19 protein-coding genes are annotated in these 20015 nt (G+C 66.0%); 12 read left to right on the forward strand and 7 right to left on the reverse strand.

Translation table 11 applies throughout. The features are described from left to right. Positions 1-69: 69 nt before the first annotated feature. Entirely contained in the window at positions 70-1047 is a 978-nt protein-coding gene (locus tag AC1VV3_RS09495; protein WP_482962086.1) for an NAD(P)H-quinone oxidoreductase, read from the reverse strand. A 113-nt stretch (positions 1048-1160) separates the two neighbouring features. Between AC1VV3_RS09495 and AC1VV3_RS09500 the strand changes: the two genes are divergently transcribed. The 5 genes from AC1VV3_RS09500 (at position 1161) to AC1VV3_RS09520 (ending at position 7272) form a co-directional block, all read left to right on the forward strand. Further along, positions 1161-1379, forward strand: coding sequence for a DUF1192 domain-containing protein (locus AC1VV3_RS09500; protein ID WP_465127665.1), 219 nt, complete (start codon positions 1161-1163; stop codon positions 1377-1379). 159 nt (positions 1380-1538) lie between these two features. After that, positions 1539-3908 (forward strand): ATP-dependent Clp protease ATP-binding subunit ClpA, encoded by a 2370-nt coding sequence (gene clpA / locus AC1VV3_RS09505; RefSeq protein WP_132264336.1) that lies wholly within the window; start codon positions 1539-1541, stop codon positions 3906-3908. Between the two features lie 93 nt (positions 3909-4001). Beyond that, positions 4002-5006: a ligase-associated DNA damage response exonuclease gene (locus tag AC1VV3_RS09510; RefSeq protein WP_465127666.1), complete on the forward strand. Its 1005-nt coding sequence runs from the start codon at positions 4002-4004 to the stop codon at positions 5004-5006. 193 nt (positions 5007-5199) lie between these two features. After that, on the forward strand, positions 5200-6792 hold the full coding sequence (locus AC1VV3_RS09515; protein ID WP_482961627.1) for a cisplatin damage response ATP-dependent DNA ligase: 1593 nt from the start codon (positions 5200-5202) through the stop codon (positions 6790-6792). 84 nt (positions 6793-6876) lie between these two features. Further along, positions 6877-7272 carry a group II truncated hemoglobin gene (locus AC1VV3_RS09520; RefSeq protein ID WP_482961628.1) on the forward strand — a complete coding sequence of 132 codons (396 nt, stop codon included), beginning with the start codon at positions 6877-6879 and terminating at the stop codon, positions 7270-7272. A gap of 34 nt (positions 7273-7306) precedes the next feature. Here AC1VV3_RS09520 and AC1VV3_RS09525 read toward each other — a convergent pair whose 3' ends face one another. The 5 genes from AC1VV3_RS09525 to AC1VV3_RS09545 all read right to left on the reverse strand — a co-directional run bounded on the left by AC1VV3_RS09525 (position 7307) and on the right by AC1VV3_RS09545 (position 11419). Then, complete coding sequence (locus AC1VV3_RS09525) at positions 7307-7588, reverse strand: DUF167 domain-containing protein (protein ID WP_482961629.1); 282 nt, start codon at positions 7586-7588, stop codon at positions 7307-7309. Next, complete coding sequence (locus AC1VV3_RS09530; RefSeq protein ID WP_482961630.1) at positions 7588-8151, reverse strand: gamma carbonic anhydrase family protein; 564 nt, start codon at positions 8149-8151, stop codon at positions 7588-7590. The genes AC1VV3_RS09525 and AC1VV3_RS09530 overlap by 1 nt, the downstream gene beginning before the upstream one ends. Positions 8152-8182: 31 nt before the next feature. Then, positions 8183-8749: a GNAT family N-acetyltransferase gene (locus tag AC1VV3_RS09535; RefSeq protein WP_482961631.1), complete on the reverse strand. Its 567-nt coding sequence runs from the start codon at positions 8747-8749 to the stop codon at positions 8183-8185. Between the two features lie 4 nt (positions 8750-8753). Further along, positions 8754-9749 (reverse strand): porphobilinogen synthase, encoded by a 996-nt coding sequence (hemB, locus tag AC1VV3_RS09540; RefSeq protein WP_132264324.1) that lies wholly within the window; start codon positions 9747-9749, stop codon positions 8754-8756. Positions 9750-9832: 83 nt separating this feature from the next. Next, positions 9833-11419 carry a peptidoglycan DD-metalloendopeptidase family protein gene (locus tag AC1VV3_RS09545; RefSeq protein WP_482961632.1) on the reverse strand — a complete coding sequence of 529 codons (1587 nt, stop codon included), beginning with the start codon at positions 11417-11419 and terminating at the stop codon, positions 9833-9835. 212 nt (positions 11420-11631) lie between these two features. Between AC1VV3_RS09545 and AC1VV3_RS09550 the strand changes: the two genes are divergently transcribed. The 5 genes from AC1VV3_RS09550 (at position 11632) to AC1VV3_RS09570 (ending at position 16291) form a co-directional block, all read left to right on the forward strand. Beyond that, the gene (locus AC1VV3_RS09550) at positions 11632-14205 is read left to right on the forward strand and encodes a helicase-related protein (RefSeq protein ID WP_482961633.1); all 2574 of its coding nucleotides are present in this window, start codon (positions 11632-11634) and stop codon (positions 14203-14205) included. An 18-nt stretch (positions 14206-14223) separates the two neighbouring features. Then, positions 14224-14520 carry an RNA-binding S4 domain-containing protein gene (locus AC1VV3_RS09555; RefSeq protein WP_132264321.1) on the forward strand — a complete coding sequence of 99 codons (297 nt, stop codon included), beginning with the start codon at positions 14224-14226 and terminating at the stop codon, positions 14518-14520. A gap of 15 nt (positions 14521-14535) precedes the next feature. Continuing rightward, complete coding sequence (gene fdxA, locus AC1VV3_RS09560) at positions 14536-14874, forward strand: ferredoxin FdxA (protein ID WP_021234860.1); 339 nt, start codon at positions 14536-14538, stop codon at positions 14872-14874. 343 nt (positions 14875-15217) lie between these two features. After that, positions 15218-15751, forward strand: coding sequence for a CarD family transcriptional regulator (locus AC1VV3_RS09565; RefSeq protein ID WP_054442043.1), 534 nt, complete (start codon positions 15218-15220; stop codon positions 15749-15751). A gap of 183 nt (positions 15752-15934) precedes the next feature. Next, on the forward strand, positions 15935-16291 hold the full coding sequence (locus AC1VV3_RS09570; protein WP_132264319.1) for a DUF6726 family protein: 357 nt from the start codon (positions 15935-15937) through the stop codon (positions 16289-16291). Between the two features lie 49 nt (positions 16292-16340). On the opposite strand, the gene AC1VV3_RS09575 is transcribed toward AC1VV3_RS09570, so the two are convergent. Then, positions 16341-17288, reverse strand: a complete 948-nt coding sequence (locus tag AC1VV3_RS09575; RefSeq protein WP_482961634.1) for an L-threonylcarbamoyladenylate synthase — start codon at positions 17286-17288, stop codon at positions 16341-16343. 62 nt (positions 17289-17350) lie between these two features. Between AC1VV3_RS09575 and AC1VV3_RS09580 the strand changes: the two genes are divergently transcribed. Both AC1VV3_RS09580 and AC1VV3_RS09585 read left to right on the forward strand, forming a co-directional pair. Beyond that, complete coding sequence (locus AC1VV3_RS09580) at positions 17351-19126, forward strand: acyl-CoA dehydrogenase family protein (RefSeq protein WP_482961635.1); 1776 nt, start codon at positions 17351-17353, stop codon at positions 19124-19126. Next, positions 19123-19950, forward strand: a complete 828-nt coding sequence (locus AC1VV3_RS09585) for a DUF815 domain-containing protein (RefSeq protein WP_482961636.1) — start codon at positions 19123-19125, stop codon at positions 19948-19950. Before AC1VV3_RS09580 ends, AC1VV3_RS09585 begins: the two co-directional genes overlap by 4 nt. Positions 19951-20015: the final 65 nt, after the last annotated feature.

The raw sequence follows: 20015 nt of genomic DNA on the forward strand, positions 1-20015 counted from the left end.
CCATGCGGCTCGACTGACCGCGAGCACGATTCGTGCCCGGCCGCCTCCAGGCAGGCGCGCCGGAGCCGCTCAGACCTCCAGCACGATCTTGCCGACGTGATCCCCCGCTTCCATCCGGGCGTGGGCCGCAGCCGCCTCCCGCAAGGGGAAGCGGGTATCCATCACCGGACGCAGCGCGCCCTCCTCCACCAGCGGCCAGGCATTGGCGCGGATCTCCTGGGCGAGCAGCGCCTTGAAGGAATCCGTGCGGGGCCGCAGGGTCGATCCGGTCAGGGTGTAGCGGCGCGCCATGACGACGGCCATATTGATCTCCGCCTTCGCGCCGCCCTGCACGGCAATGGTGACGTGGCGGCCGTCCGGCGCCAGGCACTTGAGGTTTCGCGCGACATAATCGCCCGCGATCATGTCCAGCACCAGGTCGACGCCCCGGCCCTCGGTTATCCGTGCGACTTCCTCGACGAAATCGGCGGCCTTGTAGTCGATGGCGTGATCGGCGCCGATCTCCAGCGCGCGGGCGCATTTGTCGGGAGAGCCGCAGGTGACGATCACGGTCAGGCCGAACTGGCGGCACAGCATCGTCGCCATCGTGCCGATGCCGCTGGTGCCCCCGTGGATCAGGATGGTCTCGCCTTCCCGCGCCCAGCCGCGTTCGAAGACATTGTGCCAGACGGTGAACAGCGTCTCCGGCAAGGCGGCTGCTTCATCCAGGGCGAGCGAATCGGGGACCGGCAGGCAGGTGCCGACCTTGGCGATGCAATATTCGGCATAGCCACCGCCCGCCACCAGCGCGCAGACCTTTTGCCCCGGCGCAAGTTCGGTCACCCCTTCGCCCAGCGCCACCACCTGGCCCGAGACTTCCAGGCCCGGCAGCGGCGATGCGCCGGGCGGCGGCGGGTATTTCCCCTGGCGCTGCACGACGTCCGGCCGATTCACGCCCGCAAAGGCGACCTTGACCAGAACCTCGCCCGCTCCGGGTACCGGCACGGGCACGGTCACAGGCTGGAGAACCTCGGGGCCGCCGGGCGCCTCGAAGCCGATCGCGGTCATCATTGTGGGTGAGTTAGCTAACATGCTTATCCTGTTGCCACAGTCCCACTTTGAAGTGGAACATATTTTCTGGCCATTGACAGTCCCAAAGTACAGTCCGATGCTGCGGTGCAATGGACGAGGACGATCGACCGCGGCGGCGGTCGCCCGAAGGTGACTTCGGAGCTGCCAGCCTTCTCGCCAGCGAAAGCCTGGATCGCTTTTCGCTGGACGAACTCGACGCACGCGTTGCCCTGCTCGAATCAGAGATAGCCCGCATCAAGGCGCATCGCCACCAGGCATCCGCGCATATGCGGGCCGCAGAAGCGCTGTTCAGGCCGAAGCAATCATGATCGGCGTCACTCTCCTTCACGGTAACCTCGCAAGGACCCGGAGCGTCCCTATATATGAGTTGAAACGAAGCCCGGCCAAATTCGCAAGGCCAGCAAACTCCCCTACAAGGCCAGAAACCGCCGCAAGGAGAGTCCCCCTCCCAAATGAAAGTCTTCTAGATGCCTAGTTTCGCGCAAAGCCTGGAAAAGACACTGCACTCGGCCCTGTCGCACGCTTCCGAGCGCAGCCACGAGTATGCCACGCTGGAGCACCTGCTGCTCGCCCTGATCGATGATCCGGACGCGGCACAGGTCATGCAGGCATGCGGCGTGGAACTTGGCGACCTCGGCGACGTGGTCCGTCAGTACCTCGATCAGGAATACCAGTCGCTCAAGACCGAGGAAAAGGGCGATCCCGCCCCGACCGCCGGATTCCAGCGCGTGATCCAGCGCGCCATCCTGCATGTTCAGTCCTCAGGCAAGGACACCGTAACCGGCGCGAACGTGCTGGTCGCGCTGTTCTCCGAGCGCGATTCCTATGCCGTCTACTTCCTGCAGCAGCAGGACATGAGCCGCCTGGATGCCGTCAGCTACATCAGCCACGGCATCGGCAAGGGCGGCAAGCGCGTGGAAGAACGCAATTCCAAGGGGTCCGAGGAACACGCCCCCACGCCCGAGGAAAAGGCCGAAGCCAAGAACGCCAGCAAGAAGGATTCGGCGCTCGACCAGTTCACCGTCAATCTCAACGAAAAGGCGCTGAACGGCAAGGTTGACCCGCTGATCGGCCGCGGCCCCGAAGTGGACCGCACGATCCAGATCCTCTGCCGCCGCTCCAAGAACAACCCGCTCTACGTGGGCGACCCCGGCGTCGGCAAGACCGCCATTGCCGAAGGTCTGGCCCGCAAGATCGTCGAGGGCGACGTGCCGGAAGTGCTGGCCGAAGCGGTGATCTACTCGCTCGACATGGGCTCGCTGCTGGCAGGCACGCGGTATCGCGGCGACTTCGAGGAACGCCTGAAGCAGGTCGTCTCCGAACTGGAGAAGATGCCGCACGCGATCCTGTTCATCGACGAGATCCACACGGTGATCGGCGCCGGCGCCACCAGCGGCGGCGCGATGGATGCCTCGAACCTGCTCAAGCCCGCACTGTCCGGCGGCACGATCCGCTGCATCGGATCCACCACCTACAAGGAGTTCCGCAACCACTTCGAGAAGGACCGCGCCCTGCTGCGCCGGTTCCAGAAGATCGACGTGAACGAACCCACGGTGGAAGACACCATCAAGATCCTCAAGGGCCTGCGCACGGCCTTCGAGGAGCACCACAAGGTCAAGTACACGCCTGACGCGATCAAGACCGCCGTCGAGCTTTCGGCGCGCTACATCAACGACCGCAAGCTGCCGGACAAGGCGATCGACGTGATCGACGAAGTGGGCGCGATGCAGATGCTGGTGCCCCCCAGCCGCCGCAAGAAGACGATCACCGCCCGCGAAATCGAGCAGGTGATCGCCACGATGGCGCGCATCCCGCCCAAGTCGGTCAGCTCGGACGACAAGAAGGCGCTGGAGAATCTCGAACGCGATCTGAAGCGCGTCGTGTTCGGCCAGGACAAGGCCATCGGCGTGCTCGCCACCGCCATGAAGCTCAGCCGCGCGGGCCTGCGCGATCCGGACAAGCCGATCGGCTCGTTCCTGTTCTCCGGCCCCACCGGCGTCGGCAAGACCGAAGTCGCCCGCCAGCTCGCCTCGATCATGGGCATCGAGCTGAAGCGCTTCGACATGTCGGAATATATGGAGCGTCACTCGGTCAGCCGCCTGATCGGCGCGCCTCCGGGCTATGTCGGCTTCGACCAGGGCGGGTTGCTGACGGATGCGATCGACCAGAATCCGCACTGCGTGCTGCTGCTGGACGAAATCGAGAAGGCCCACCCGGACCTGTTCAACATCCTGCTTCAGGTGATGGACAACGGCCGACTGACGGACCACCACGGCAAGACCGTGGACTTCCGCAACGTGGTCCTGATCATGACCACCAATGCGGGCGCATCCGACATGGCTCGCCAGGGCATCGGCTTCGGTGACACGTCCAAGGCGGATGCCGGGGACGAGGCGGTGAAGCAGATGTTCACGCCGGAATTCCGCAACCGTCTCGATGCCATCGTGCCCTTCGCCTATCTCGCCAAGGACACCATCAGCCGGGTGGTGGACAAGTTCATCCTCCAGCTGGAACTGCAGCTGGCCGACCAGAACGTCCATATCCAGTTCGACTCCGACGCGCGCACCTGGCTGGGCGATCGCGGCTACGACAAGCTCTACGGTGCGCGTCCGATGGGCCGTGTCATCCAGGAGAAGGTCAAGCAGCCGCTGGCCGAGGAACTGCTGTTCGGCAAGCTGAACCACGGCGGCGAAGTGCATGTTTCCGTCAAGGATGACGGGCTGAACTTCGAACTGACGCCCGCCGCGCCCAAGATGGTGAAGGGACGCAAGGCGCCCGCCGCCAAGAAGTCGGCGAAGAAGCCCGGGCCGCCGTCGGAAGCCAATGCCGACGACTGAACCGGGTCGTCACGGCCAATCATCCCGGACCTGATTCGGGATGACGAAATAGAGGGGGCGGGAACCACGCGGTTCCCGCCCCATTTTTCATGCATGGCCCGCGATTTCTCCTGGATCAGACCCGAACCCTGGGGAATTCACGTCGTCCCCGCCGACTGCTGGATCGACCCATCCCGCCCCGTCGACCGCGCCCTGGTGACTCACGGCCATTCCGACCACGCCCGCGGCGGTCATGGCGAGACCGTCGCCACCCCGGAGACCCTCGCGATCATGAAGTTGCGCTACGCAACTTCCGAAGGCGCCGTTCCAGTGGCCTATCACGAGACCCTGAGCCTGCGCGGCGGCGTGTCCGCAACCTATATCCCGGCCGGACATGTGCTGGGCTCCGCGCAGATCCTGCTGGAGCACGCGGGCGAGCGCATCATCGTCACCGGCGACTTCAAGCGCCGGGCGGATCCCACCTGCCCGCCTTTCGAAGTGACGGCTTGCGATGTCCTCATCACCGAGGCGACTTTCGGCCTCCCCGTGTTCCGCCATCCGCCCGTAGAACACGAGATCGCCAAGCTGCTGGCCGCCCTCGCCGCCAATCCCGAACGCTGCGTGCTGGTGGGCGCCTACGCTCTCGGCAAAGCGCAACGCCTGATCGCCGAGCTGCGCCGCGCGGGACATCATGACGTCATCTATCTCCACGGCGCGATGGAGCGCATGTGCCGCCTTTATGAAGAATTGGGCGTCGATCTCGGCGATTTGCGGCTCGTCAGTGACGTCACGAAGGCAGACCTTGTCGGCCGAGTGGTGGTCGCGCCGCCTTCCACGCTCAACGACCGCTGGAGCCGCCGCCTGCCGGATCCCATCACCGCCATGGCTTCGGGATGGATGCGGGTGCGCCAGCGCGCGCGCCAGCGCATGGTCGAGCTGCCGCTGGTGATCTCCGACCATGCGGACTGGGACGAACTGACTCAGACGGTGATCGACGTAAATCCGGCCGAGACCTGGATAACGCACGGCCGCGAGGAAGCGATGCTCCGCTGGTGCCAGCTCAACCAGCGCCGGGCGCGGGCACTGGCGCTGGTGGGATACGAGGATGAAGATGATTGACGGGACTCCCGCAGAGGCGCCAGGAGGATGCCCGGCGTCGCAGGCATGCTTCCGCTTTCCGGCATCGCGCCACGCGCAGGCACATGCTCCGAGAGTGGATTCCCCGCGAGCGTTGCCTCTTCGCGCCTTTACGCCTTTGCGCGAACGGGCTGCTCTCTTCGCTGCGCCACCGCGCTTCCGCGTGCCTTCATAAATGGAGCGTTTCGCCGCCCTTATCGACTCGCTGGTCTACACCCGCAGCCGCAACGCCAAGCTCAAGCTGCTGGCAGACTACTTGCGCGAGACTCCCGATCCGGACCGCGGATGGGCCCTGGCGGCGCTCACCGACGGGCTCGACTTCCCCGCCGTGAAAAGCTCGACCATCCGCAACCTGATGAGCGAGCGGATCGATCCGGTGCTCTGGACGCTGAGCCGCGACTACGTGGGCGATTCGGCGGAGACCGCCAGCCTGCTCTGGCCCACCCCGGATGCTCCGCCCGATCCGCCGACCGTAAGCGAAGCAGTCGACGCGCTCGCCCGCATGACTCGCGCCAATGTCATGGCCGAACTGCCGCGCCTGCTCGACCGTCTCGACGCCGAAGGGCGCTATGCCCTGCTCAAACTGGCGACGGGGGCCATGCGGATCGGGATTTCGTCCCGCCTGGCCAAGACCGCCTTCGCGCAGGCTTTCGACGTCTCGGTGGAGGATGTCGAGGAGCACTGGCATGGTCAGCAAGCGCCTTACAGCGCCCTGTTCGACTGGGCGGCCCATGGCGCCGCCGCGCCTTCCTCCGAAGACCTGCCGCTGTTCCGGCCGTTCATGCTGGCCCATCCGCTGGAGGATGCCCAGCTCGACCTTGCGGACTATGCGGCCGAATGGAAATGGGACGGCATTCGCGTGCAGGTGGTGCGGGTCGCAGGGGATACCCGGGTCTATTCCCGCTCCGGCGACGATATTTCCGGCACTTTTCCCGAAATCGCCTCTGCGCTCGACCTCGACGCCGTGCTTGACGGCGAATTGCTGGTGCGCGGCATCCATCAGGGCGGCGAGGAAGGCGGCGCGGCCAGCTTCAATGCGCTTCAGCAGAGGTTGGGCCGCAAGACCGTTTCGAAGAAGATGCTGGCGGAATCTCCCGCGTTCGTGCGTCTCTACGATGCGCTCATCGTCGAGGGCGAGGATTTGCGCACCCTCCCCTGGCGCGATCGCCGGGCTAGACTCGAAACCCTGGCGGCCGGGCTTGACCCGCAGCATTTCGACCTGAGCACGGTCATCCCGGCCGCCGACTTCGCGGAACTCGCCGCGATCCGCGAGCGGGCGCGGGATGATGCCATCGAAGGCGTCATGCTCAAGCGGCGCGACAGCCTTTACGTCGCCGGGCGCAAGACCGGGCTCTGGTACAAGTGGAAGCGCGATCCGCTGCTGATCGATTGTGTGCTGATGTATGCCCAGCGCGGCAGCGGCAAGCGATCCTCTTTTTATTCCGACTACACATTCGGCTGCTGGGACGGCGACCCGGATGCCGGCGCCGAACTGCTCCCGGTGGGCAAGGCCTATTTCGGCTTCACTGACGAGGAGCTGAAATGGCTGGACCGGCATGTGCGCAACCATACGGTCAATCGCTTCGGCCCGGTGCGGGAGACGGACAAATCGCTGGTGCTGGAAGTCGCCTTCGATTCGGTCCACCTCAGCAAGCGCCACAAGTCCGGGCTTGCCATGCGTTTTCCGCGAATTCATCGGATCCGCATGGACAAGCCCGCGCATGAGGCAGACCGGATCGAGACTCTGAAGGCAATGGTCCGCGATTGACCGCGATCAAGTTCCACGTGGAACAGATCGGCTATATCCTGAGGCTCTCCCCTGCCCCCGGACAAGCCGCCGAAAGAGCCGATCATGACGAAACAACCCGAGACCCCTGCAACGCCGCACGATCTGCTCGGCGGCGCTCCGGCGTTCGAGGCAATTGCCCATCGCTTTTACGACCTGATGGAGCAGGACCCGGCCTATGCGCAGCTTCGCGCCATGCATGCCGAGGATCTCGCGCCGATGCGCCGGTCCCTCCCGCGGTTTCTGGCGGGCTGGGCCGGCGGCCCGCGTGACTGGTTCGAAGCCAATCCCGGCAAATGCATGATGAGTCTGCACCGGGACTTCCCGATCGACCGCACCACCGCCGATCAATGGGCCGAGGCCATGGCCCGCGCCATCGCCGAGTTCTCGCCGCAGCCCGAGAATGTCGCAAATGCCATGACGGACGTGCTGACCCGCATGGCCCGGAGCATGGCGCGCTAGCGGTGTTGCCGCGGTTTTTCCGCGATGGAAGCCGTCAAAGTTCCACGTGGAACTGCTTCTCGCGCGAAGTTGCGCCGCGCAACAAGGCCAGGCGGGACGGCGCCAGACCCAGGGCCGCCGCCAGCAGAACCCGCACCGCCTCGGTCGCTTTGCCATCTTCCGGCTTGGCCCGGACTTTTACCAGCAGACGGCCTTCCGCGATCTCCAGCCCTTCCATCTTCGCGCCCGGCGTCACCCGCACGGCAAGCCGGCTATCGGAATCGATCAGGTCGCGGAGCACCGCGGCCGGCGGCAAGGCGATCCTTGGCTTGGCCATCAGGGCGTAAGACCCAGCGCCTTGGCATGGAGGCGGCCGTTCACGACATAACCCTGCACGCCGGCCTGGTTCGCAGCGATGGCTTCTGATTCGAGGTCCCGCAGATACTTCGCCGGTCGCCCCATCCAGAGTTGCCCCGCGCCGATGCGCTTGCCGGTAAGCTGCGCGCCCGCCGCCAGCATGCCGTCGGATTCGATGTGGCTGCCGTCCATGACGATCGCCCCGAGACCGACGAATGCGCGATCCTCCAGGATGCAGCCGTGGACCATCGCCATGTGCCCGATCAGCACGTCCTCGCCGATCAGGGTGGGATAGCCTTCCGGTCGGACAGGCTTTGGGCTGTCGCAGTGAATGACGGAACCGTCCTGGATGTTCGTCCGCGCACCGATCACCACCCGGTTCACATCCGCGCGGATCACGCAATTGTACCAGATGCTGACGTCCGGGCCGATCTCGACATCGCCGATGATGCGGCAGCCGGGGGCAATGAACGCGCTCGAATGAATGCGCGGCGCCTTGCCGTGAATGGCGGCGACGGTGATATCGGTTCGGCTGTCGATCATGCTCTCTACCCCGCGTCTCGATAGGGCTCGTCTATGCGGCCCATTCCTCGCGCGTGATCGAATAAACGATCGTATGGCGCAAGGGTGGCTCGAAACGCAGATCGTCGTAATCGAGATCCTCGCGGCGGCGCATGCCCAGCCGGCGCATCAGGCCCCAGCTCGCTTCGTTGCCGGTCACGGTGATCGCGAAGATCTCTTCTGCCCCGAAAGTGCCGAACCCGGCATCGAGCGATGCCAGGGCGGCTTCCTTGGCATAGCCTTTTCCGTGCGCGTCGCTGCGCAGGCGCCAGCCGATCTCGAAGGCTCCGAGGAACGAGGCGCCCGGGGCGTCGATCTTCTTCAGCCCGCAGAAGCCCAGCATCTCGCCCGAGAGATCGCCGCCGTCTGCCAAGCGCTCGACGATCCAGAAGGTGTGGCCATATGTCTCGTGGAAGCCCAGCATGCGGGCTTCCGAGGCGGCCAGCCGCTCCGCGTCCATCACGCCGCCCAGCCAGCGCATGACGTCGGGCGTGTTGGTCACTTCGGCGAAGCGCGCCATATCGCCCGCCTGCCAGTTGCGCAGCACGAGGCGATCCGTTTCCAGGCGGAAATCGGTCATGACGTCATTTCCGCAGCAGGCGCGCGGCATGGACCGCGTGGTACGTCAGCACGCCCGAGCAGCCGGCCCGTTTGAAGGCCAGCAGCGTTTCCAGCACCATGGCATCGCGGTCCGCCGCGCCGGCCGCCACCGCCGCCTCGATCATCGCGTACTCGCCCGAGACCTGATAGGCGAAGACGGGAACCTCGAAGGTGTCCTTCACCCGGCGTACGATATCCAGATAGGGCAGGCCCGGCTTGACCATGACGCTGTCCGCACCCTCGCCCAGATCCAGCTCGACCTCGCGCAGGGCTTCCTCGGTGTTGGCCGGGTCCATCTGGTAGGTCTTCTTGTCGCCCTTCAGCAGCCCGCGCGTGTTCACGGCATCGCGGAACGGGCCATAGAAGGCCGAGGCATACTTCGCGGCGTAGCTCATGATCTGGACATTGACGAAGCCCTCGTCCTCAAGGGCGTCGCGGATGGCGCCGATGCGGCCGTCCATCATGTCGGAGGGGGCAATGATGTCCGCGCCGGCCCGCGCCTGATTCAGCGACTGGCCGACCAGCACTTCGATCGTCTCGTCGTTCAGCACGTAGCCGTCATCGCCGAGCAGGCCATCCTGCCCGTGGTTGGTATAGGGATCGAGGGCCACGTCGGTCAGCAGGCCGATGCGATCGCCGAGTTCCGCGCGGATGGCGCGCAAGGCGCGGCACATCAGGTTGTCAGGATTGAGCGCCTCGGCGCCGTCGTCGCTGCGGCGCTCGGGCTGGGTATCCGGGAACAGCGCCAGGCAGGGAATGCCGAGGTCCGCAGCTTCCTTCGCACGCTCGACCAAGAGGTCCACCGACCAGCGCGACACGCCGGGCAGCGAAGCGATGGGCTGTTCCACGCCCTCTCCCTCGGTCACGAAAACCGGCCAGATCAGGTCGGCGGGGGTCAGCACCGTCTCGCGGTGCATGGCGCGGCTCCAGGCCGTGGCGCGCGCGCGGCGCAGGCGGGTGTGGGGATATGCTCCGGTCATGGCCGGAGTGATTGCCGCAAAAGCCCAGCCGGTTCAATGAGACGGACTGTCCTAGGCGAGAGGACCTGTCACGGACCGCCTGCTCACTCGGCGGGCTTGGCCGCCAGCCGGTCGATCTCGCGCTGCATATCCGGAGACGCTTCGGCGGGCCCCTCGATCGTGCCGAGCGCCTCGCCCGGCTGAACGCCCATGAGCGCGGCCAGCCTGGCCCTGAAGGCGTCCTTCTCCTTGCCGTCAATCTGCGGACGCGAGACGAAGCGGAGGCCGGCGGGGTTGATCGTATGGCCGCCGCGATAGGCTTCGAAATGAAGATGCGGTCCGGTAGAAAGGCCGGTCGAGCCGACATAGCCGATCACCTGCCCCGCCTTGATCCGGGCTCCGCGTTTCACCGCGATCCGGCTCATGTGGCCATAGCCGGTGTCCAGCCCGCCACTGTGACTCAGGCGAACGTAGTTGCCGTGGCCGCCGTGCCGACCGGCGAAGTTCACGACGCCATCCGCCACCGCATAGATCGGCGAGCCATAGCGCGCGCCATAGTCGATGCCCGCATGCATGCGCACGAAACCGAGGATCGGATGGCGGCGCTTGCCGTAAGGCGACGTCATGTGTCCGGCCACCGGCATGCCCCCCGGCGCGCCTTGAGGCTGGGTGAGCGCGGACGAGGCGATCATCTCGCCGTCCTTGCCCCAGCGCAGCAGTTGGACGCGCGGCTTTCCGCCATGGTCGAGCCCGGCATAGAGCAAGTTGCCCACTTCGCGCTCGCCTTTGGCAGAGCGCTTGTAGCCGATGACGATGTCGAACTGGTCCTGCGCGGAAATGTCGCGTTCCAGGCTGAGATACTTGTCTATCGCCCGCAGGTAATCCTGGATCGCGCCCACCGGAGCCCCGGCATTGCGCGCCGAGCGGTAGAGGCTGGAACCCACGGTGCCGCGGATGCGCAGCGGGGTTTCGTCCACGCGAATGGGATGGCGCACGAGCGACAAGGCCCCGGCCGGGCCGCGCTCGATGGAAAGGTCGAGATCGAAGCGAGCGCGGAAGTCCATCGAATCGAGCGCCCGGGGGGCGTTCGGCACCGGACGGCGGCCCATGGTGATGTCGAATCGGGTTCCCGAGGAGATATCCCCGACCGGAACGGCCTGGCCGATCAGGCCGGAAATCTGCGAGACGTCCGCGCTGCCCACGCCGACACGTTCCAGCATGCGCGCGAAGCTGTCGCCCTGTCCCAGGGTCGAGACGAGTTGGATCGAGGGCCGCTCCGGCACATTCGCCAGCGGCCGCACCAGCGGGCTGGCACCCATGTGGCGGCCGCTGTCGGCACCGAGTGCCAAGGGAGAAATGGTCTGGCTGCGAAATTCGTCCCGGCTGCGCGCCGCGATCGGCGACGTAGTGGCGGCTTCCACTGCGGAAAAATCCGGCCAGAGCGCAATTGCGGCGGCGCTCAGCCCCAGCATCGTGGCGAGACCGCGATACCAACGGCGACTGCCGATGTCCGATGCGAGGTCCGGAGCGATCTCCACTTCATGGCACCAACGCTCGATCCCGCGCTTCCACCGCGCGAGAACGGGCGGCCTGGCCGGTGCCTCGGCAATCATCTGGTCGTGCGAAAGCGCCGCGACGCGCGCGGTTGCTCCTCCAGCGTGATCCCCGGCCTGATCGAGTGCCTTGAACAAATCGAGTCTTCCCCGCGACCACTTCCGGCATACCCTCGGAAGTGCTGCAAATCGCCTGCGTGCGCCGGCCCGATCCCGCAGGCGGCATGGCTAAGTGGCGACGTTCTGCCCCTTCAAGGTTAATCTGCAGCTAACACTGTGGATTTTCACCCCTGTTTTCGATGAGCCGAGACTTGCGGGGGGCTGGAGGGGGTGCCACATTCCTCCGCATAATGGTTCACGACCGGCATGCCTCGTCGCGAAACGACGCCCCCAGCGGGGTGAAGGCGGTGCTCGGTCCCACGAATACCGGCAAGACTCACCTCGCGATAGAGCGTCTCTGCGCCCATTCCAGCGGTGCCATCGGCTTTCCGCTCCGCCTCCTTGCGCGCGAAGTCTATGACCGGGTCTGCAAGATCAAGGGTGAGAAGAGCGTCGCCCTGATCACCGGCGAGGAGCGGATCGAGCCCAAGGACGCGCGCTACCTGCTCTGCACGGTGGAAGCCATGCCGGTGACGGAGCGCAGCCTGGCCTTCATCGCCATAGACGAAGCGCAGCTTTCCGCAGACCGCGAACGCGGCCACGTCTTCACCGACCGCCTGCTCCATGCCCGCGGCCGGGAGGAGACGATGATCCTGGGCTCCTCCACGCTCGAACCCATGGTGAAAGCGCTGGTCCCCGGCGTCGAAGTGGTCACCCGGCCGCGCTTCTCCACCCTCACCCATGCCGGCGCCAGGAAGCTTTCGCGCATTCCGCCGCGCAGCGCGATCGTCGCCTTTTCCGCAGAGCAGGTCTACGCCATTGCCGAAATGCTGCGCCGTTTCCGGGGCGGCGCGGCCGTGGTCATGGGCGCGCTCAGCCCGCAGACCCGCAATGCCCAGGTCGCGCTCTATCAATCTGGGGAGGTAGACTATCTCGTCGCCACCGATGCCATCGGCATGGGCCTCAACCTCGACGTGGAGCATGTCGCCTTCGCCGGTCTCTCCAAGTTCGACGGCCAGCGGCACCGGCGACTCACGACCTCGGAAATGGCCCAGATCGCCGGGCGCGCCGGGCGCCACCAGACGGACGGCACTTTCGGCACCCTCACCGGGTCCGGCGGACACGATTCCGAGTTCGAGCCCGACGAAGTCTATGCGATCGAGGAACATCGCTTCCCGCCGCTGACCAAGCTGTTCTGGCGTGAACCCGAACCCCGGTTCGACAGCGTCGCCACCCTGATCGCCGATCTGGAGACTCCGCCCGACCGGGACGGCCTGGTGCTGGCGCCCGAAGCCATCGACCTGGCCGTGCTCAAGCGCCTTGCCGATGACGGCACGGTCATGGACAGCCTGCACGGACACGCCATGGTCCGCCGTTTCTGGGAAGTCTGCCGCCTGCCGGACTTCCGCCAGCAGGGCGTGGAGACGCATTCGCGCTTCGTCGCGCGGCTCTGGCAGGATCTGCGCAGCGGCGAACTCGGCGCGGACTACATGGCCCAGCAGATCGCCAGGCTGGATCTGACCGGCGGCGATATCGATACCCTGCAGGGCCGCATCGCCGCCATTCGCTCCTGGGCCTATATCGCCCAGCGGCCGGACTGGGTGCTGGCCCGCGACGAAATGGCTGCACGCGCACGCGCGGTCGAGGCTCGCCTTTCCGATGCTCTCCATGGCAAACTCACCGAACGATTCATCAACCGCAGGACGGCTGTGCTCATGAAGAAACTCGGCCCCGATGCCGGACTCCTTTCGGTCCGCCTCGAAGACGAGGAAGTGCTGGTCGAAGGCGAGCATATCGGCTCCCTCCACGGCTTCGCCTTCCAGGTCGATCCTGCGGCCCGGCTGTCCGACCGCAAGCTCCTGCTGGCCGCGGCCGAACGGCACCTGCCGGGCCTTCTCCAGTCGCGCGCCGATGCCCTGACCGCCGCCGTGCACGAAGGCGTGGCGCCGCTGGCGCTGGAGAACGGCGCACTGAACTGGGAAGGCGCGCGCATCGCCGCCCTCACCCCCGGCCGCTCGCTGCTTGCACCGGTGCTCGTGCCGGACCGATTGCTCGACGCGGTTCCCGCCCCTGCCCGCAAGGCGCTGGTCGCAGCGCTCGAGGCCTGGGTGGAAAGCGCGCTCGAACCGCTGGCTCCGCTGGCCAAGTTGGACGAGGCAAGCCGTTCCGAGGAAGCGGGGCCGGACTTGCGCGCCCTGCTGATCACCCTGGTCGATCGCGGCGGCATGATCGCGCGCGAGGATTCGGGCGTCGACCGGCTCGACAAGGGCCGCCGCACCCTTCTGGCCAAGCTGGGGGTTCGCGTGGGCGCGCTGGATCTGTTCGTGCCGGCCATGCTGCGGCCCGCGCCCATCGCACTCTGGCGGCAACTGGCGCGGATCACCGGCCATTCCGTGCCCGGCGGCGAACCGGACGCCGCCATGCCGCCGACGATGGATACCACCAAGCGCCACAAGGCACCCGGCTACAGGAACCTCGGCAAGCAGCTGGTCCGACTGGATATCGTGGAAAAGCTTCTGCGCGAAGCGCACGAGGCCCGTGTCGGCAGCGACAGCAGCGGCAATCGCGGGCCATCGCGCTCGTTCTCGATCGATCCCGCAAGGGCCGTCTCCATGGGACTCACCACGGGCAGCTATGCACGGCTGCTGCGCTTCGGCGGATTCCAGGCGATGATGCCCCGGCCCCTGGCGGAAGGCGCGCACGGACCGCTCGCGCCGGTGCGCTGGCGCTGGCGTCCGCCGCGGCGGCAGGCCGAGGAAGTTCGCGAGGCACCCCAGCGCACGGACGGCGCCTTTGCGGCGCTGGGCGAACTGCTGGGCAGATAGCGGGGAGGAAGAGCGCGGATGAGGATCGACAAGCTTCTCTGGTTCCTGCGCCTCACCAGGACGCGTCCCCTGGCCCAGGCATTGGCGGAAGACGGCCATATCCGGCTCAACAGCCGCCGGGTCGAGCGGGCGCATCAGAAGGTGGCGGTCGGCGATGTTCTCACCCTGCCGACAGCTCAGGGCGTGCAGGTGATAGAAATCCTTTGCCTTCCGGAGCGCCGAGGCCCTGCCCCAGAAGCGCAAGCCTGCTACAGAGTGCTTGACGCGGGGGCAGATGTTCCCATAGCAGCGGCCAACCGAAACGAGGCCTTCTAAGAGGAATACGCAGCCATGACCTATGTCGTCACCGACAATTGCATCCGGTGCAAGTACATGGATTGCGTCGAAGTCTGTCCGGTGGACTGCTTCTACGAAGGCGAGAACATGCTGGTCATCAACCCCAGCGAGTGCATCGACTGCGGCGTCTGTGAACCGGAATGCCCCGCCGAAGCGATCCTGCCCGATACCGAGAGCGGCCTTGAGCAATGGCTCGAGCTGAACGCCAAGTATTCGGCCGAATGGCCCAACCTCACCACCAAGAAGGACGCGCCGGAAGACGCGGACGCGATGCGCGGCGAGGAAGGCAAGCTGGAAAAATATTTCTCCCCCGAGCCCGGCGAGGGCGACTGATCGGCCTTGGGAAACCTCCGGCTTTCCGCCGGGTTTCCCCCAAGGCAGAGGCACTTGGCGGGTCGAAATGACCCGCACCGGCACATCCTGAGGCGAGCGACGGTTAAACGTTAGCTCGCCTCTGGTAATTTTGTCACATCGGTGCTATATAATCCGACAACTGCCCGGGCCCTCTGCCCGTTCGGCAGGCATTTTCATTGCGAGGCAGGGTTCGAAAAGCAAACGGCTGGGAGAGTTATCTGACCGGGCGGCGGAGAGGCTATTGTCCTTTCCACGTCGCATCCACCCGGGTTTCTCTCACCGTAAGTATGGCAACGGACCACTGCAGGTGAAAGGACGATACATGGCAACCAGGGCCGATGCCTTCGATGTTGGAGATTACGTCGTTTACCCTAAGCACGGCGTAGGTCGTGTCATCGAGCTCCAGAAGCAGGAAATTGCCGGGATGCAGCTCGATCTTTATGTTCTGCGCTTCGAAAAAGAGCGCATGACTCTTCGGGTTCCCGTCAACAAGGTCGAATCGATCGGCATGCGCAAGCTGTCGTCCGACAAGACCCTGCGTGAAGCTCTCGATACGCTCAAGGGCAAACCCAAGGTAAAGCGCACCATGTGGTCGCGCCGCGCCCAGGAATACGAAGCCAAGATCAACTCGGGCGACCTCGTGTCGATCGCCGAAGTGACTCGCGACTTGTTCCGCGCCGACGATCAGCCGGAGCAGAGCTATTCGGAACGTCAGATCTTCGAAGCGGCTTCGTCGCGCCTGGCCCGCGAACTCGCGGCGATGGAAAAGACCGACGAGCCGGCTGCTCTGAAGAAGATTCTCGCGATCCTCAACGAATACGCTCCCAAGTATTACGAGAGCGCTGAAGCAGTCTGATCAGACGCAGCGCAGATCGCACGCAAAGGGGCCGCTTCCACACCGGAAGCGGCCCCTTTCGTTTGTGGTCACCTGTGAGCAGTCGTCGCTTGCAGGGTCGGTGTCGATTGCCCGGCCGGATGTTCGTGTTCGCCCAGATGTTCATTGCCCGGAAACCCGCTTCGTGACAGGTTCCGGGGCACGATGAACCCACGCACCCTGCTCAAGCTCGCCCCCTCGCTTTCGGCCCCCTCGCTTCTGGCACCCGCCGCCGCGCTCCTCCTTACCGGCTGTCTCAGCACGGCCGGAAAGATCGTGACCGCACCGGTGCGTATCGCGGGTTCCGCCGTGGACGCGGTCACGACCAGCCAGTCCGAAGCCGACGAAAAGCGCGGCCGCCAGATGCGCGAACAGGAAGAGAAGCTGGGCAAGATGCAGCGCCAGTACCAGAAGCACTTGCGCCAGTGCGACCAGGGCGACCGCCAGGCCTGCAACAAGGCCCGCGATGACTATGCCGACATGCAGTACCTGATGCCCGGCGCCGTACCGCAGCGCCGCTGAACCGCCAGTGCCGACACGTTTTACCGGATCCGATCCGCGATGACGTGTCTCAGGCCGCGGCCCGGCTCAATCGATCGTTGATCGCCGCGCCGACACCGTCCTGCGGAATCGGCGCGACGGCTATGCGCGGCTGACTCGCGGCCGCGCCCTCATGCAGCAAGGCATAAAGCCGCGAGGCCGCCTCGATCACATCGCCCGAGGCCGAAAGGCTTGCCTCGCCGGCGACATTGCCGAAGCCGATATGGAATTCGTCTTCCGCCGCGGTCTCGGCATTCAGCCGCACCGGCTTGCCCGGCGCATAGTGACTGGCGAGCTGCCCCGGCGCCTCGATCTCCTGTGACGTCACGGCGTCGCATTCGGTGCCGAGAATGGCGCGTATGGCCTCCTGCGGAATCGGACCCGGCCTCAAGACCTGCCAGCGCCCGTCATCGCGCAGCGCAATGATGGTCGATTCCACACCGGCCTCGCAGGCCCCACCATCCAGCACTGCATCCACATTGGCACCCAGCGAGGCAACCACATGCTCCGCGCGCGTCGGACTCACGCCGCCGCTTCGGTTCGCGGAAGGACCCGCGAGCGGCAGCCCGGATTCGGCAAGGACGGCGCGCATCAGGGGATGCGCCGGGCAGCGCAGCGCCACCGTCGGCAGCCCTGCGGTGACGGCGGGGGCAACCTCCGCACCTTCGCGCAAGGGCAGCACCAGAGTGAGGGCGCCCGGCCAGAAGGCTGCGGCAAGCTTCTCCGCGCGCGCATCGAGAACGGCAAGACGGTGCGCCGCAGCAAGATCAGCGACATGGACGATCAGCGGGTTGAAGCTGGGGCGACCCTTGGCGCGATAGATCGCCGCCACCGAGGCATCCCTGTCGGCACGGGCCATGAGGCCATAGACCGTCTCGGTGGGAACGGCGACCAGTCCACCACCGCGCAGCAGCTCGGCGGCGCGCGCGACACCGGCCGCGCCGGCCGCCAGAAGTTCGGGTCGAAGGTTGCGCTCCATACTCCGCCGCTATAGCCCACGCCCCCGAAAGCCAAGAAAAACCGCGCAGAGGATGCTTCCGAATGACCTACACGCCCCCCAGCACCGACCAGATCCTGGCCTTGCGGGTCAATGCCGGGCTGGACGAACTCGCGGCGCATGAGCGCTTCTCCGCGGCCAGTCCCGACCTTGTCGAAGCCATCGTGGAGGGCGCGGGCGCCTTTGCCGCCGGCGAATGGGCCCCGCTCAACCGCAAGGGCGACACCGAGGGCGCGCGCCTCTCCGATGGCAGGGTCGTGCTGCCCGACGGTTTTGCGCAGGCCTATCGCGCTTTCGTGGATGCCGGATGGAACGCCATCGCCGCGCCGGAAGAATTCGGCGGACAGGGCCTGCCTCTCTCCTTGGCGATGGCCGCGATGGAGTGCCTCGGCAGTGCCAACATGGGCTTCTCGCTTCTGCCGATGCTGACCCTCGGCGCGATCGAAGCCGTACTTCATCACGGCACCGAAGCGCAGCAGGCCCTGTACCTGCCGCATGTCGTCAGCGGGGAATGGTCGGCGACGATGAACCTCACCGAACCGCAGGCAGGCTCCGACGTCGGCGCTCTGCGCACCACCGCCACGCCCATCGCGGATGGGCCGCATAAGGGCAAGTATCGCATCGCCGGACAGAAGATCTTCATCACCTGGGGCGAACACGATCTGGCCGAGAACATCGTCCACCTCGTTCTGGCCCGGACGCCAGGCGCGCCGGCCGGGTCGCGTGGTATCTCGCTCTTCATCGTGCCGAAGTTCCACGTGGAACATGACGGGTCGCTCGGTGCCCGAAACGACCTGAAGGTCGTCAGCATCGAGCACAAGCTCGGCATCCATGCCTCGCCCACATGCGTGATGAGTTACGGTGACAACGGCGAGTGCATCGGCGAACTGATCGGCCGCGAGAACGAGGGCCTTCGCTGCATGTTCACGATGATGAACAACGCCCGGGTCAACGTCGGCGCTCAAGGCGTCCAGATCGCGGAACGCGCCATGCAGCAGGCGATGGCCTACGCCACGGATCGCATTCAGTCCGCCCGCGCCGGATCGGCCGACAAGCAGCCTGTCGCCATCGTCGAGCACCCGGACGTCCGCCGCATGCTCCTGCGGATGCGGGCGCTTACCGAAGGCGGCCGCGCCCTGCTCTACTATGCGGCCGGCCAGCTCGATCGCGGGTCCCTGGATGACGAAGCCGCGCGGTTGCGGGCGGAGCTGCTGGTGCCGATGGTCAAGGCCTGGTGCACCGACATGGGCGTCGAGGTCGCCAGCATCGGCGTGCAGGTCCACGGCGGCATGGGCTTCATCGAGGAGACCGGCGCCGCCCAGCACTACCGGGACGCCCGCATCGCCCCGATCTACGAAGGCACCAACGGCATCCAGGCCGCAGACCTCGTGACTCGCAAACTCGCTCTCGAAGGCGGCCAGGTCGTGTTCTCGCTGATGGAGGAGATCCAGGCTTATGCCACGGGAGGCGAGTGCCTCTCGCTACAGGAACTTGCCGAATGCTGCCGCCAGACGGCAGAGCATCTCATCGGCGCACCCCAGGGAGACGAGCGCCCCGTTAGCCCGTCCCTCGATAACCGACTCGGCGCCAGCGTACCCTTCCTGGCCGGCTGCGCCATCGCCGTGGCCGCCTGGCAGCTTCACCGCCAGGCTGACGCCCTGCCCTCCGCAGGCCTGTCCAATGCCTTTGCCAAGCGGAAAAAGGTGGTCGCGCGATACTTTATCGAGCATCTGGTGCCCGAAGCCATGGGCTACCTCGCCCAGGCCCAGAAGGGTGCGAGCCTTCTCTACGAACTGACGAGCGAAGAACTGACAGCATGACCGACCAGATCGAAGTCCTCAGCCGCATTGCCGAAGCCCTTGAACGCCTGGCACCGCCCGGCGCCGCGCAAGTCGACTGGCTGGCCCATCCCGCCTATGTCTGGACAGGGGCGGAAGCACGCGGCGTTCCCGAACTGCTCGCGCCGCCGCTCGATCTTCTGCGGGGCATCGATTCCCAGAAGGAGCGCGTGGTCGGCAATGTCGAGCGCCTCGCCGCCGGCTACGCGGCGCACGACATGCTGCTCTGGGGGTCGCGCGGGATGGGCAAGTCCGCGGTGATGCGCGCCGCCATCCGCGCTGCCCAGGCTGCCCATCCCGGCCGCATCGCGCTGGTGCAGGTGGCCCAGGAAGCCCTGCACGGGGTGTCCGCTCTCTTCGCCCTGCTGGGGAAAGTGGACCGCCAGTTCCTCGTCTTCATCGACGATCTCGGCTTCGAGGAGCATGATGGCGCCGGCCCGCGCCTGCTGCGCTCCTGGCTGGAAGGCGGGGTGGAAGCCCGGCCGAACAATGTCCGTCTTGCCGTCACCGCCAACCGCCGCGCGATCGTCTCTCGCTCGATGTCGGAGCAGGATGACCCGATCAACCCACGCGATGTCGTGGACGACCGGCTCGCTCTGGCCGACCGCTTCGGACTCTCGATCGGCTTCCATAACTGCGACCAGCCCTCCTACCTCGCGATCATCGCCGGCTATACCGAACAGTTCGGACTGGCCTTCGACGAGCATGACGCGCTGGAATGGTCGCGACGCCGTGGCGCCCGTTCGGGCCGCGTGGCCTGGCAGTACGTAACCGAAGTCGCTGGCCGGGCAGGCAAGATCGTCTGAGCAAGGGGTCCAGGCGGGCCCCTGCGCGGACACGGAATAGCAGCTCTCAGGCCCTGGCTCCGGCC

The organism is Novosphingobium sp. BL-S-34 (assembly GCF_056857015.1).

Excerpts from the sequence above, each read along its gene's own strand:
- AC1VV3_RS09530 (WP_482961630.1), bottom strand. The coding sequence starts at position 8,151 with ATGATCGACAGCCGAACCGATATCACCGTCGCCGCCATTCACGGCAAG.
- AC1VV3_RS09500 (WP_465127665.1), top strand. The coding sequence starts at position 1,161 with ATGGACGAGGACGATCGACCGCGGCGGCGGTCGCCCGAAGGTGACTTC.
- AC1VV3_RS09520 (WP_482961628.1), top strand. The coding sequence starts at position 6,877 with ATGACGAAACAACCCGAGACCCCTGCAACGCCGCACGATCTGCTCGGC.
- AC1VV3_RS09555 (WP_132264321.1), top strand. The coding sequence starts at position 14,224 with ATGAGGATCGACAAGCTTCTCTGGTTCCTGCGCCTCACCAGGACGCGT.
- hemB (WP_132264324.1), bottom strand. The coding sequence starts at position 9,749 with ATGACCGGAGCATATCCCCACACCCGCCTGCGCCGCGCGCGCGCCACG.
- AC1VV3_RS09550 (WP_482961633.1), top strand. The coding sequence starts at position 11,632 with ATGGTTCACGACCGGCATGCCTCGTCGCGAAACGACGCCCCCAGCGGG.
- clpA (WP_132264336.1), top strand. The coding sequence starts at position 1,539 with ATGCCTAGTTTCGCGCAAAGCCTGGAAAAGACACTGCACTCGGCCCTG.
- AC1VV3_RS09580 (WP_482961635.1), top strand. The coding sequence starts at position 17,351 with ATGACCTACACGCCCCCCAGCACCGACCAGATCCTGGCCTTGCGGGTC.
- AC1VV3_RS09565 (WP_054442043.1), top strand. The coding sequence starts at position 15,218 with ATGGCAACCAGGGCCGATGCCTTCGATGTTGGAGATTACGTCGTTTAC.
- AC1VV3_RS09510 (WP_465127666.1), top strand. The coding sequence starts at position 4,002 with ATGGCCCGCGATTTCTCCTGGATCAGACCCGAACCCTGGGGAATTCAC.
- AC1VV3_RS09575 (WP_482961634.1), bottom strand. The coding sequence starts at position 17,288 with ATGGAGCGCAACCTTCGACCCGAACTTCTGGCGGCCGGCGCGGCCGGT.
- fdxA (WP_021234860.1), top strand. The coding sequence starts at position 14,536 with ATGACCTATGTCGTCACCGACAATTGCATCCGGTGCAAGTACATGGAT.
- AC1VV3_RS09585 (WP_482961636.1), top strand. The coding sequence starts at position 19,123 with ATGACCGACCAGATCGAAGTCCTCAGCCGCATTGCCGAAGCCCTTGAA.
- AC1VV3_RS09525 (WP_482961629.1), bottom strand. The coding sequence starts at position 7,588 with ATGGCCAAGCCAAGGATCGCCTTGCCGCCGGCCGCGGTGCTCCGCGAC.
- AC1VV3_RS09535 (WP_482961631.1), bottom strand. The coding sequence starts at position 8,749 with ATGACCGATTTCCGCCTGGAAACGGATCGCCTCGTGCTGCGCAACTGG.
- AC1VV3_RS09495 (WP_482962086.1), bottom strand. The coding sequence starts at position 1,047 with ATGACCGCGATCGGCTTCGAGGCGCCCGGCGGCCCCGAGGTTCTCCAG.
- AC1VV3_RS09515 (WP_482961627.1), top strand. The coding sequence starts at position 5,200 with ATGGAGCGTTTCGCCGCCCTTATCGACTCGCTGGTCTACACCCGCAGC.
- AC1VV3_RS09570 (WP_132264319.1), top strand. The coding sequence starts at position 15,935 with ATGAACCCACGCACCCTGCTCAAGCTCGCCCCCTCGCTTTCGGCCCCC.